This is a genomic window from Shewanella sp. 0m-8 (assembly GCF_052977265.1).
Genome location: NZ_JBRIMB010000074.1, coordinates 1 through 12,932 on the forward strand (window position 1 = coordinate 1; position 12,932 = coordinate 12,932).

Here is a 12,932-nt window from a genome sequence, read left to right on the forward strand (position 1 = left end):
TTATTATTGAGTTTGAAGACAGACTTGTGAAACATATTAACTAAAACTGCAGTTACACAGAATCTGTTACACCCTCTATTGCCTTCACAGCTCACCCTTAATGTTCCCGATAAACTATGGTAATCGAACTTAACTTGATGACCACTTAGCTCAAGGGTTTTATGATGTTTAAACCAACTCATGGTAAATCCTTTTTATGTCGCTTCCATATGACTATACACTTGGCTAATGAATAACTTACCTAAACTGACATTTACCTAAACTGATATATCAAACAAGCTCAAATTATTCATCTTGCCTATATGTGCTACCAATATGTACCATCTATATATTTAGACCGCCATCACCAACCTGTTTCCCAGTCTTTCCAAACCGGGTTAACTCCACGTTGCAGCATGGCGTTAGCAACGGCTTGTGGCGTCCGTTCATCACTAATTTCAAACTGATCGAGCTCAGTATTAGGTTCAACATAACCGCCAGGCTGAGTTGAACTGCCCGCACTAACATTCGTCACACCGAGTCCGAACAAATTATCTCGAAGCTTAGGCGTTTCTCGTGTCGATAAACTGACCTCTAGCTGCTGATTAAACAAACGAAAAGCACAGATCATCTGTACCAAGCCTTTGTCTGTTAATTCCACTTTAGGTGACACCCCGCCAGTACAAGGTCTGAGTCGCGGCAGAGAGATACTGTAACGACTTCGCCAATAGGTTTTCTCTAGGTAATCGAGATGGTACCCCATTAACAATGCATCCAAACGCCAATCATCTAAGCCTAACAACACACCTAATCCGATTTTATCAACCCCAGCCCGAGCGACTCTATCGGGTGATTCAAGCCTGTACACAAAGTCCTTCTTTTTTCCTCGAGTATGATGTTCGGCATAAATCACAGGGTTATACGTTTCTTGATACACCATCACCGCATCAAGCCCCTCACTCACTAACTCTCGGTAATCTTGCTCGTCAAGCGGTTGTACCTCCATGGCCACGTGGCTAAATTGCTCACGAACCAAAGGCAGAACTTGTTTAAAATAATCTAGTCCTACTTTAGTTTCGTGCTCACCCGATACCAATAAAATAGAATCGTATCCCATAGCTTTAATTAAGCACATCTCATCTGACACCTCATCATTAGACAAGGCCTTGCGCTTAATTTTATTACTCATCGTAAAGCCACAGTAATCACATTCATTGGCGCAAAGATTAGATAGGTAAAGCGGAATATACATGCCGACACTTGCACCAAAGCGCTGCCGAGTGAGTGCCGCCGACAGCTGCGCCATCTGCTCAAGATATGGCTCTGCAGCGGGTGATAATAGTGCCAATAAACTATCTAAATTACCCGCAGCCTGATGCAACGCCCGCTCAACATCGTTTGCGGTTTGCGAATAGAGTTTCAGCTTAAGCTCTGAGCGAGACAGCTTTTTAAACACATCAACAAAACTTTTTTGCTGCTCTGTTTGAGGATTTTTCTGACGTTGGTTATTCATTTAAAAACCCTGTTAACGGGCTGGTGTGATGTGCTTGATGACTCACTGCGCCGAGCCCTGCCATATAGGCTTGTCTGCCGGTATTTACCGCTTGTGCGAAGCAGCGCCCCATGGCAACAGGATCAGAACTGCTGGCAATCGCAGTATTAACGAGCACTGCATCGGCCCCCAGCTCCATAGCATGAGTGGCTTGTGACGGTGCGCCAATTCCAGCATCAACAATCACTGGTACTTTAGCTTGCTCAATAATGATCTTTAAAAAGGTTTCGGTGGCTAATCCCTGATTTGATCCTATCGGGCTACCCAGTGGCATCACTGCAGCGCAGCCCACCTCTTCTAAACGTCGACAAAGCACTGGATCTGCATGAACATATGGCAAAACCACATAACCTTGTTCACATAAAATCCGCGCCGCTTCTAAGGTTTCGATAGGATCTGGCATTAAATACTTAGGGTCAGGGTGGATCTCAAGTTTAATCCAATTGGTGCCTAACACCTCTCTCGCCAGATGGGCCGCAAAAATCGCTTCTTTGACGTTGCGAGCCCCTGCCGTATTAGGTAGAAGTTTTACGCCACTGTCTAACAATGGTTTTAATATATTGTCGCTGCCAGTCTTAAGATCCAGTCTTTTAACCGCCAGTGTCACCAGTTGGGATTGAGATGCTTCAATGGCGGCCAACATGGTTTCTGGCCCAACGAACTTACCTGTACCGGTAAATAATCGTGATTCAAATTGATGTTCTGCAATCGTTAACATTTTAGCCTCCGGCTACGACAGAAAAGAGTTCTAGTTTATCGGCTGTTTTACACTGCGTAATAGGCCAGCTTTGTCGAGGTACAACCTCTGCGTTAAGCGCAGCCGCTATCGCCTTTATCTCAATGCCTTGTGCCAGACTATAAGCTTCGATCACAGCCTGTAGTGTTGTGTGGTTAGCGAGCTGCTTAACTTCATCATTGATACTGATTGAAATGCCACGGCAGTCTTTCTGTTCATCATTATTATTAACTTGCTGCATAAAATTGCTCCACAGATTAGCCCCTCGCTGTACAAAATTGAGCTCGAGGCTAATCATTCTCGGTTAATACTTTCCGGTTAAGACTTATCGCCTAATACTTCCCAATTAAAACTTCCCGATTAAGATTTCTCGCCTAATACTCAACGGTTAATAATTGACGGTTTTAATACGGCATACTGAACAGTCTTTATTGCGTGGAACCGTCGCTTCTCGCCAGCTAAATTGGTTACCATCGAAACGAAATAACTTACCGACGGTCTCTCTACAACCTAATAACTGTTGCAGTGCAATCAAAGCTTGCATCGATGCCAGTACGCCTACCATAGGTCCTAATACCCCCACGGTTTGACAGCTTTGACTAACTTGCATATCTGCAGGGAATAAACAGTGATAACAACCAGATTGTGGGCTATATTGCTGGTCTATATGCAGTAGTTGTCCTTGAAAGTGTGCTGCCGAAGCTGACACCAAAGGCAACTCATGACTCATTGCAAACCCATTAATCAATTGGCGGGTATCAAAGTTGTCACTGCAATCAAGTAATAGATCATATTGGCCAACATCTGTGTTAAGCACTTGCTTGATATTGTTTTTCATCAAGTGTTCAGTAACGGCCTTTAACTTGACGTGAGTGTATGCTTGGCCAAGCTTTTGCTGTGCCACTCGCGCTTTTTTATACCCAATATCGCTGACCGTAAATATCAGCTGCCGTGGAAGGTTTGATAACTCAACCTCATCACCATCCACCAGCGTTATGCGGCCAACGCCTGCAGCGGCTAGGTACTGAGCAGCTAAATTACCTAACCCTCCAATACCGATTACGGCAACATGCGCATTAGCCAGTGAGACCTGTCCAGCCTCACCCACTTCGGGTAGTAGGACCTGCCGTGAATATTGCAGAAAGTCGCTATCGCTTAACGCGTTGCATACCCCTTTGGTCATTGTCATTTTGATATTCCCGTCATACCGACTCATGCCATGCTTGGGTTAACGTGTTAAATGCGGACGCTGGATCTTCTGCTTCAGTCAAAGCCCGTACAACAGCAATATCATCTACGCCAGTCGCCTTAACACTTTCAAGCCTTGAGGCATCTATCCCCCCAATCGCGACGATGGGTAGCTCCCCCTTCATCAATGACACGTACCTTGCAAGCTTTGCTAGCCCCTGCGGTGTAGAGGGCATCACCTTGGTCGATGTAGCAAATATATGACCAAAAGCGATATAGGACGGGCTGTGCTGCTTAGCGAGCAAAATCTCAAAATAACTATGGCTAGACAAACCAAGTGCCATATTCGCCTCAGCTAACTGCTTAAGATCACAGTCCATTAAGTCTTCCTGACCCAGGTGCACACCGTACGCTTGATGCTTTATCGCCAGTAACCAATGATCATTAATAAACACTCGCGCCTGGTAATCACGCCCCAGCGCAATGGCTTGAATTATCTGCTGCTCCAAAGATTGAGACTTCAATGCAAGCTCTTTGGGATCTTTTAGCCGAAGTTGTATAGTTCTCGCTCCAGCTTTTAACAGCGTTTCGAGTAAAACCACATCTGCTACAACCGGGTACACGCCCAAAGCTGCATTAATCTTTTTAAAACCATTGAGCTCGCCTTCTCTAGTTAGCTCATTATTAGCCAATGAACAGGGTAAGTGGTCTTGCTCGGTGACTTGTTTGATATAAGGGAATAAGTTGATCTCCCTTGGCCACGCCGTTCTTTTTAGGCAGCCGGGGCCTTTCCCCGGTTGATAACTCAAACGCAGGCCTGCACTAACATAAGCTTTAGCCACTACAACGGCATCATTAAGCACAAAACCATGAGCCATCACAGCAGCGATAGCTGATGATAAGGTGCAGCCAGTACCATGATTATTACCGCTGGTTTCTCTTATGCTCGATAACCAAAAGCTTTGCCACTGATGCTGCTTGGATATGCCATCTACATCCCGACAAATCAGTAAGTCATTAGCCTGCTGTTGACACCAACTTGGGCCTTTATCTCCGCCTTTTGCCAGCACTGATGTTGCAAGCATATCAGCAAGCGTTTTAGCCGCTACGATACATGCGTCAATATCATCGAGTGTGTGCCCCGCTAGCACCTCAAGCTCAGCGTTATTGGGAGTGACTAAATTTAGCAGCCCTTTGAAAGGACTAAAGTCTAGCCTGGCATTATTTGCCAGTCGATCACCACAAGTCGCTACCATCACGGGATCTAAGATAACAGGAACCTTAATACCGACTTTAAGCCAACTCGCTTGTTGAGTGCTAAGCCATGACGCTAACGCAGTAATTTGTGACTGGTCTGCCAGTAAACCGATTTTAATCGCAGCTGGCGGCAGGTCTGCTAGCAAAGTATCAAGCTGAGAGCGTAACATTTGCGCGGATACCGCCTCCACCAACGACACCGTCACCGAGCTTTGCGCTGTCACAGCAGTGATAACGCTGCACGCATGGGCATCGAGATCTGACATGGTTGCCAGATCCGCTTGAATACCCGCGCCGCCGCCACTATCTGAACCCGCAATCGTCCACACTATCGGACGCTTGTCAGGCCAACTATGGGGAGCATTTTTCATGACTAATCCTCTAGCACCACATCACGCTTTTTTTCAGCGGCTTCATGGTAAAGTTCCGCCCCCTTGGCTTTAAACTCAGCCGACATCTGTGCCATGCCCTGCTCACGAACAACAGTCGTTTCACTCACCGTGTATGATTGATATTCAGCATCCGATTTAATATCGATGCTGCTAACCTGTTGTTCACGCTCTTGAGCAGCCGCATAATCACGGACTTCTTGAGTGATCTTCATCGAACAGAATTTTGGGCCACACATTGAGCAAAAGTGTGCCACTTTGGCAGACTCTTGAGGTAAAGATTCATCATGATAAGCACGCGCTGTATCAGGATCTAAACCAAGGTTATATTGATCTTCCCAGCGAAACTCAAAACGTGCTTTTGATAAAGCATTGTCACGAATTTGCGCGCCAGGGTGTCCCTTTGCAACATCGCCAGCATGAGCTGCAATTTTGTAGGTAATAAGTCCTTGTTTCACATCTTCTTTATTAGGCAAGCCTAAATGCTCTTTTGGCGTGACATAACACAACATGGCGCAGCCATACCAAGCGATCATTGCCGCACCAATACCTGAAGTGAAGTGATCGTAACCCGGCGCGATATCTGTTGTTTGCGGGCCTAACGTATAAAATGGCGCTTCATCACACAGCTCAAGCTGTTTATCCATATTCTCTTTGATGAGATTCATTGGAATATGACCTGGTCCCTCGATAATGGTTTGCACATCATATTCCCACGCAATTTTCACCAGCTCGCCTAAGGTTTCTAATTCCGAAAACTGCGCTTCATCGTTTGCATCGGCAATAGATCCCGGACGCATACCGTCCCCCAGCGACAGTGATACATCGTATGCGGCACAGATCTCACAGATCTCACGAAAATGTTCATAAAGGAAATTTTCTTTATGGTGTGACAAGCACCATTTGGCCATGATTGAACCGCCACGCGACACGATGCCCGTTAAACGTTTTGCCGTCATTGGTACATAACGCAGTAACACACCAGCATGAATAGTGAAGTAGTCTACGCCTTGTTCGGCTTGTTCGATCAAGGTATCGCGAAAGGTTGCCCAATTTAGATCTTCTGCAACGCCGTTTACTTTTTCAAGCGCTTGATAAATTGGTACCGTACCAATTGGCACTGGTGAGTTACGAATAATCCATTCACGGGTTTCATGAATATAACGTCCCGTCGACAAGTCCATCACGGTGTCAGCGCCCCAACGCGTCGACCAAACAAGCTTTTCAACTTCCTCTTCGATTGACGATGTCACCGCAGAGTTACCAATATTAGCGTTAACTTTAACCAAAAAATTACGGCCAATAATCATAGGCTCAGCTTCTGGGTGGTTGATATTTAAAGGGATGATAGCTCGGCCACGGGCAATTTCTTGTCTAACAAATTCAGCGGTTATCGGCTCACCAATCACTGCGCCAAAACTTTCCCCCTTATCTTTTTGCGTTAAGATAGGGTCTCGTACTTCTACCTGTGCCATGTTTTCACGAATGGCAATGTACTCCATTTCAGGCGTGATAATGCCCTGCCTTGCATAGTGTAACTGCGTCACACATTTACCTATTTTGGCGCGACGAGGTGGTAATAATGACTCAAATCGAAGGTGGTCTAAGCCGTCATCAGCTAAGCGCTGCTGAGTAAAGCCAGAGCTGACACCTGCAAGTTGCTCGGTATCATCGCGCTCTTCTATCCAGTGCTCGCGGAACTTTTCTAACCCTTTACGCACATCGATTTTTGCATCAGGATCAGAATACGCACCTGCGCAGTCGTAGACTTTTAGTGGAGGGTTGGCTTCAAATATAGGATTGGCTTCAGAGCCGCTAATTAGGGTATCAGCTTGGAGTATTTGGCGCATACCCACTTTTAGATCTGTTCGACTACCTTGTAGGTAAATTTTTTCAGAATTTGGGTGCTGTAGCGGCTTTAAGTTATCAATAAACTGTTGAGCTTGAGCTCGGGTTTCGCGGCGTTTTGACATTAGCAAACTCACTTTATAAAAAGAAATGAAGTTGCTTGTCAGGAGAAATGAGAATGTGAAAAGTTGAACGGATAGTAAGGCAATAAACGCCAGCTACACGTAACCTTCGAAACATTGCTTAAGCATGTCTTAAACAGACATTTTTGCAATGATTTCGCTTGTTTCCTTCGCAGGTTCTAGCCTGATCAGGTTCAACGGATCCCGAATTAACGGTCTCAGCCATATGGCACTCCGACAAGATGAACTGGCAGTATAGTCCTATCGACTTGTGACATACAAGTGCTTAAGTAGATATTAGACCAGAATAAACAAGCAAAAAATTAGAACCATAACCAACTGTTACATATGAGTTTTAACTTGTAAAATGGGTGGTTCCGTTAAAATAGATGAATTTTTATCAACTAAAACTTATCCCTTTTTACTTATCATTCGCTTATCTAGTCGTGCGGAAATCGCATCATTGATCGCTTTTTTTATCTTGTCTCCATCACAATTAAATGGGTAACCCAGGTTTTCTGCAAAGGGGTTAATTTGCGTTGGCACTTGGACAATGCGATAGCACGTATCACCTTGCCTGACGATGCGATTCGGATCTAATCTATGGTTGGTTGTGAGCACCTTGCTGTACTCATCAACTTGAGGGAAAACTAACTCTTGCATGTCGCCATCCATCTCACTCAAGGAACGCTTTTTAGTATATTGATCAGCCTTGTCTATAATGAGTTCATCGAGTTTGCTGGCTCGTTGCTTGGCCAAGTAAGACTGCGTAAACAGGCTTGAGCTTGATGCTAAATTTTGACTACTATTTTGACCTGAACTTGAATTCGCATTTTGAGTAGGAATTAAGTTTAACTTTTCATACTGACTATTCTCACTGCGAGCTATCGTGCCCTTTGTGTTACTCGCCTTTTTTATTGTCAGCTTTGTTATAGTGCCCTTTGTCATAGCCTGCTTTGTTATAGTGCCCTTTGTCATAGCCTGCTTTGTTATAGTACGTTTCGTTATAGCGTCCTTTGTTTTACTGACCTTAATTGACCCGTTGTTAGTTTCACGCTCTTGCCACACTTTCTCTTGTAGTTCTTTCTCTTGCGAAGTAGCAGCAACAATCTCGGGATTTACGACAGGTTTTACTGTGACTTCACTTTTCACTTCAAGCTCGATATCCGTTTTTATTACTTGCTCAATAACTTTTTGATCTGTGACTTTTGGCTCAGTGACGTTTTGAGGAACTTGATACAGGTATGATTGAATTTTAGCGCCGGACACATTTTTAGTTACCAGTGCTGTGCCTGTCCATAATTGGTTTATCGCAACGATAGCCACAAGGTGTAATAGTATGACACTGGAGATAATGAGCAAGCCGTTGAATCGAACTTGGCGTTGCTGTTGCTTACTTTTTTCTGCGTTAACGATTTGCTCGCGTTTGGCCTCCCACTTCTGCGTCGCTCTCAATTGGCTCTTCCTGACTCTTGTGCTTAATTAGACACTCTTCCTATAGTGATAACAGCTTAGAACAATCTCAGCTTAAATAAGTTCACATTAGTTATTTATGCTAGGCTGAGGAGCCCATTGAATATCGCACACTAAACACAGGAGCATCCAAGAGATACTGATTTCAAGAGTGTCAGTCCAGAGTTGTCAGTTTAAGAACCGCCAATTTAAGCGTACACGTGTTCGCTTAAACTGTAGCTTTTACAATCTAAAATGTTACACTGACCACAATTATGGTAATCCAGAAGTCATTTATATAATGCCAGTAGAACATGCGACAGCTCCAGATAATCAAGGTTCTAAGCCAACGAATAAGCCAACAAGTAAACAAATAACCTCTGCTAATTATTGTGCTAATGAAGAGCTAGCCAATAGCCTCAGTCATGGTATTGGCGTACTTGCAGGGATCGTGGGGCTGATTTTATGTCTGCTTAAAGGCTATGATCACCTCAGTTTTATTCAGTTAACCGGCGTGGTCGTATACTGCTGTAGTATTATTTTACTGTTTCTTTGTTCAACCCTTTACCACTATGCAACTTCGCCTCTAGTAAAACATAAGTTAAAAATTGCCGATCACTGCGCCATCTATCTGTTAATTGCCGGAACCTATACGCCGTTGATATTGATTACGCTGGCGAGCAGCGACGCCAATTGGGTATTAATTGCCATTTGGTCACTTGCCATTGGCGGTATTTTGTTTAAAACCCTATTTATTGGCCGCTTTAAAGTGTTTAGTTTAGTCTTGTATTTAGTGATGGGTTGGCTATGTGTGACGGTGATGCAAGAGCTAATCGCCAACATGTCAGATTTAGGTTTCAATTTATTGATAAGCGGTGGGCTCTTTTATAGCTTAGGTGTCATTTTCTACGTCGCTAAACGCATCCCCTTCAATCATGCTATTTGGCACTTGTTTGTTTTAGGTGGCGCGGTATCTCACTTCTTATGTATTTACTTAACCGTGATTTAACTCGCTAATATCGATAACTTTAAGCTTTACTTCACTCGATACAACAAAGGCGCTTATAGCGCCTTTTTTTATGAGTTAATCATCTACTGATAACTGGCAAAAATCGATAAACCTTTCGGTCAACAACTGAGCCTCATCAGTCATTTCGGCTTGTTTAAATAGCTCAATAATACATTCGAGTGTGCACAAACCTCCCTCAACCTGATTGCGCCTGAGATTAAACTGTGAGTCTGGCGTATCGCTTAAAGAGAAAGTGTTAGCTGTTTTTAGATAAGGGCTTTGGCGCAGCATTTTACGGGCTTCTTGCCAAGTCGCATCTAAAATCACTACTGTTTCTGGCCACTTTAGTACTTTATCTGTGTTTCGAGATGCTCGGCATTGAGAAGCACTGCTTTCAACAGCTGTGTTTACCGAGCCTTCATCTTGAGACAGAGCGGCTGAGTCCACCTCAGGGAATAACAGCGCCGTTGTCGATTCAGTTAACTTATCTAATAAAAACTGTGATGGCGTTACCCGTGACCACATGATCCGCTGACAATATTCAGGGAACTGTTGCAGTGCAATATTGCCCGTATTCGTTGGACGGATTGCTTCTCGCTCATGGGTTAGTAATATGACGTGCAATGGTCTGACTCTTAATGTAACAAGATGCGAGTATATACCGAAACAGCTAAAGGTGTAGAAAAACTCATAAAAAAGCGCACCTTACAGAGGTGCGCTTCATTGTACTACAGTGTTTTATCTAAGCCTGCATGCAACTTAGCAATACACTGCTCATCTATTTGTATTTTTTAACTTTCTTTAAGGCTATCTGCTGTTTTAGCATAGAAAGATGGTCGGTAAATACCACACCATTTAGGTGATCCATTTCATGCTGCAACACGATTGCTAAAAATTCATCGGTATCAATTTCAAACGTTTTACCGTGACGATCTAATGCGCTTACTTTAATCCCTTCATGGCGATTGACTTTAGCGCGATAACCCGGGATAGATAAACAACCTTCTTCGCCTTGATACGAACCACGCGATTCAATAATCTCTGGGTTAATCAATACTACTGGCTGATCGCGTTCTTCAGATAAGTCGATAACCAAAATAGCATGCAAACTACCAACCTGAGTTGCAGCTAGGCCGATACCGTCATCGGTGTCGTACATAGTCTCAATAAGATCATCAATAAAACCTTGTACAGACTCAATATCTGTTACAGGTACCGCCTTACGCTTAAGGCGTTCATCGGGGATCGTTAAAATGTCTAGCACAGCCATATCATTATCACACTAATGTTAACTAAAAAAATTCGCGCTATTATGACCGAAACAATCGCAAAGGCAACTACCGCGGCGATTTAAGTCTATTTAAGTTCAGTAGCCCTTTCAGTATATCTTCTCTATTGCCTCCCAAATCACTACATACACCAGCCGCTAATTTAAACAATTAGCTCCACATTTACGCAACATGTGATAGCATAAAACAAAATGTATAAAATATACGGAAAATAATATGACACAAGCAGGACGCACTGCACTGCCCCCTACATTCTTCGTTGCCAATACGATGGAGATCTTTGAACGCCTTGCTTGGTATGGCTTTTTCGCCCTATCTTCCCTTTATATGACCTCACCGCAAAATCAGGGTGGCTTAGGATTTTCAGATCAAGAACGTGGCTTATTACAAGGTATGATCCCGTTTTTCCTTTATTTATTCCCTGTACTAACTGGAGCACTTGCCGACCGATATGGTTATCGGAAAATGTTCTTAGTGGCTTACGCTATCATGTGCCCCAGCTACTACCTACTTGGCCAAGTTGATACCTTTATGGGATTCTTTGTGGCCTTTATGGGGGTCGCAGTAGGAGCGGCCTGCTTTAAACCTGTGGTCACTGGCACCGTAGCCCGAACAACAGATGATACAAACAGGGGATTAGGCTTCGGGATCTTCTACATGATGGTCAATATCGGTGGGTTCTTAGGTCCCTTCATTGCCGGCTATGTTAGAGCGATTAGCTGGGATTGGGTGTTTATCATGTCATCATTTTGGATTGCAATTAACTTTATTCCAGCTTTCTTTTTCTATAAAGAACCTACGGATCAAAGCCAGCAGAAAGGTAAACCTCTTAAAGCCGTATTCCAAGACATCCAAGAAGTTCTTGGCAACGCCCGCTTTGCCATTTTATTCTTTGGTACGTTAATCATCTTAATGTCCTATGGCGCCAAGTGGATCACGGGGGAGACAACCCTAATCATTTATGCAGCCTGGTTCACTGGCCATATCATCTGGGACAAGCTAGCATCAACAAAACCCAAAGCTCCGTGGTACGCGCAGAAAATCAGTCTAGGTAACAAACCCTTTGTGATCTATCTACTCATCCTATCCGGTATGTGGATGGTCTATCAGCAGATATTTATTACCTTACCTATCTACATTCGAGACTTTGTCGATACATCTGATTTAGTGATGATGCTCGCAGGTTACCCTGACTTATTACAGTTTTTCGCCCCTGTTGATACGAGTTTACTGCAATCGGAATTAACCCGCTTAAGCCATGAGGTGGCTGCAGGGACAGTTAACGTTAAGCAAGCTTACTTTGAACTTGTTCATACAAAAGTCATGGTGCCAACAGCTGAGATAAGCCAAGCGGTAAATGCTATATCACAAAACCCTGCGCTTGCGGCGCAATATGCTCAAACATGGGCAAGTGAATATCGCCAAGTTAACCCTGAGTACCTTATTGGACTTAACTTTTTGTCGATTGTAATAATGCAGTTGATGATCAGTCGTTTCGTAGAACGTTTCCAAGCATTACCCGTTTTGGTTGGTGGCACGATTATTCTCGCCTTAGGCACTGCCATTGGCGGACTGGCGCATGGCGCAATCATGGGCGGGGCAATGGTGCTGACCTCTATCTTGGTATTCTCAATTGGCGAAATGGTTGCATCACCGAAAAGCCAAGAGTATGTGGCAAGCTTTGCGCCAAATGACAAGAAAGCCATGTTTATGGGTTACTACTTTGTCTCTTCAGCGATTGGATTCTTACTGGCGGGCCCGCTATCTGGCTACCTATACTCAGAAGTTGCCAAAGGCGCTGGTCGCCCAGGTCTGATGTGGTACATCATAGGGGCACTTGGTTTGGTAACGGCACTTGGTTTAGTACTGTTCCATAAATTTGGTACCACACCAGAAGCTGCAGATGATACTGCAGTGCCAGTAGCTCAAGCGACTTAAATCATTACCCCTTAAGTAAGTGGTTGTCACTTATTGCGAATATACCCAAGGATAAGCCTATTGATAACTCAAATTTTCAATAGGCGTTAACCAGCAATAATACCAATCTAAGTAAAAATATGATCTAATTGCATTCATCGTATTCTCTTCATTTGTGGTTATGGATAACTTTA

General features: G+C 44.0%; 12 protein-coding genes and 1 riboswitch. Of the genes, 2 read left to right on the forward strand and 10 right to left on the reverse strand.

What is annotated here, in order from left to right:
• The 8 genes from ACVBIO_RS20785 to ACVBIO_RS20820 all read right to left on the reverse strand — a co-directional run.
• A partial coding sequence (locus ACVBIO_RS20785; protein WP_447173347.1) for a hypothetical protein occupies nt 1-182 on the reverse strand: 182 nt, incomplete at its 3' end.
• A 161-nt stretch (nt 183-343) separates the two neighbouring features.
• Nucleotides 344-1,492, reverse strand: coding sequence for a 2-iminoacetate synthase ThiH (thiH, locus tag ACVBIO_RS20790; RefSeq protein WP_447173348.1), 1,149 nt, complete (start codon nt 1,490-1,492; stop codon nt 344-346).
• On the reverse strand, nt 1,485-2,249 hold the full coding sequence (locus ACVBIO_RS20795; protein WP_447159847.1) for a thiazole synthase: 765 nt from the start codon (nt 2,247-2,249) through the stop codon (nt 1,485-1,487). Before ACVBIO_RS20795 ends, thiH begins: the two co-directional genes overlap by 8 nt.
• Nucleotide 2,250: 1 nt before the next feature.
• Nucleotides 2,251-2,508, reverse strand: a complete 258-nt coding sequence (gene thiS, locus ACVBIO_RS20800) for a sulfur carrier protein ThiS (protein WP_447159848.1) — start codon at nt 2,506-2,508, stop codon at nt 2,251-2,253.
• A gap of 147 nt (nt 2,509-2,655) precedes the next feature.
• Nucleotides 2,656-3,456 (reverse strand): HesA/MoeB/ThiF family protein, encoded by an 801-nt coding sequence (locus ACVBIO_RS20805; RefSeq protein WP_447173349.1) that lies wholly within the window; start codon nt 3,454-3,456, stop codon nt 2,656-2,658.
• A 13-nt stretch (nt 3,457-3,469) separates the two neighbouring features.
• Nucleotides 3,470-5,083 (reverse strand): thiamine phosphate synthase, encoded by a 1,614-nt coding sequence (gene thiE, locus ACVBIO_RS20810; protein ID WP_447173350.1) that lies wholly within the window; start codon nt 5,081-5,083, stop codon nt 3,470-3,472.
• Nucleotides 5,084-5,085: 2 nt separating this feature from the next.
• Nucleotides 5,086-7,074, reverse strand: coding sequence for a phosphomethylpyrimidine synthase ThiC (gene thiC, locus ACVBIO_RS20815; RefSeq protein WP_447173351.1), 1,989 nt, complete (start codon nt 7,072-7,074; stop codon nt 5,086-5,088).
• Nucleotides 7,075-7,219: 145 nt separating this feature from the next.
• A riboswitch (TPP riboswitch) is annotated at nt 7,220-7,318 on the reverse strand.
• A gap of 164 nt (nt 7,319-7,482) precedes the next feature.
• Nucleotides 7,483-8,526: a hypothetical protein gene (locus tag ACVBIO_RS20820; RefSeq protein ID WP_447173352.1), complete on the reverse strand. Its 1,044-nt coding sequence runs from the start codon at nt 8,524-8,526 to the stop codon at nt 7,483-7,485.
• Between the two features lie 298 nt (nt 8,527-8,824).
• Between ACVBIO_RS20820 and trhA the strand changes: the two genes are divergently transcribed.
• The gene (trhA, locus tag ACVBIO_RS20825; RefSeq protein WP_447159853.1) at nt 8,825-9,532 is read left to right on the forward strand and encodes a PAQR family membrane homeostasis protein TrhA; all 708 of its coding nucleotides are present in this window, start codon (nt 8,825-8,827) and stop codon (nt 9,530-9,532) included.
• 75 nt (nt 9,533-9,607) lie between these two features.
• Here the strand turns inward: trhA and ACVBIO_RS20830 are convergent, their stop codons facing one another.
• Complete coding sequence (locus ACVBIO_RS20830; protein ID WP_447164404.1) at nt 9,608-10,156, reverse strand: DTW domain-containing protein; 549 nt, start codon at nt 10,154-10,156, stop codon at nt 9,608-9,610.
• 154 nt (nt 10,157-10,310) lie between these two features.
• Entirely contained in the window at nt 10,311-10,802 is a 492-nt protein-coding gene (gene def / locus ACVBIO_RS20835; RefSeq protein WP_447173353.1) for a peptide deformylase, read from the reverse strand.
• Nucleotides 10,803-11,037: 235 nt separating this feature from the next.
• On the opposite strand from def, the gene ACVBIO_RS20840 reads away from it, so the two are divergent.
• Nucleotides 11,038-12,759, forward strand: coding sequence for an MFS transporter (locus ACVBIO_RS20840; protein WP_447159856.1), 1,722 nt, complete (start codon nt 11,038-11,040; stop codon nt 12,757-12,759).
• Nucleotides 12,760-12,932: the final 173 nt, after the last annotated feature.

Bases quoted from the DNA above. Each gene is read 5' to 3' on its own strand.
- thiE (WP_447173350.1), bottom strand. From the start codon at position 5,083: ATGAAAAATGCTCCCCATAGTTGGCCTGACAAGCGTCCGATAGTGTGG.
- thiS (WP_447159848.1), bottom strand. From the start codon at position 2,508: ATGCAGCAAGTTAATAATAATGATGAACAGAAAGACTGCCGTGGCATT.
- thiC (WP_447173351.1), bottom strand. From the start codon at position 7,074: ATGTCAAAACGCCGCGAAACCCGAGCTCAAGCTCAACAGTTTATTGAT.
- trhA (WP_447159853.1), top strand. From the start codon at position 8,825: ATGCCAGTAGAACATGCGACAGCTCCAGATAATCAAGGTTCTAAGCCA.
- ACVBIO_RS20840 (WP_447159856.1), top strand. From the start codon at position 11,038: ATGACACAAGCAGGACGCACTGCACTGCCCCCTACATTCTTCGTTGCC.
- def (WP_447173353.1), bottom strand. From the start codon at position 10,802: ATGGCTGTGCTAGACATTTTAACGATCCCCGATGAACGCCTTAAGCGT.
- ACVBIO_RS20795 (WP_447159847.1), bottom strand. From the start codon at position 2,249: ATGTTAACGATTGCAGAACATCAATTTGAATCACGATTATTTACCGGT.
- ACVBIO_RS20805 (WP_447173349.1), bottom strand. From the start codon at position 3,456: ATGACAATGACCAAAGGGGTATGCAACGCGTTAAGCGATAGCGACTTT.
- thiH (WP_447173348.1), bottom strand. From the start codon at position 1,492: ATGAATAACCAACGTCAGAAAAATCCTCAAACAGAGCAGCAAAAAAGT.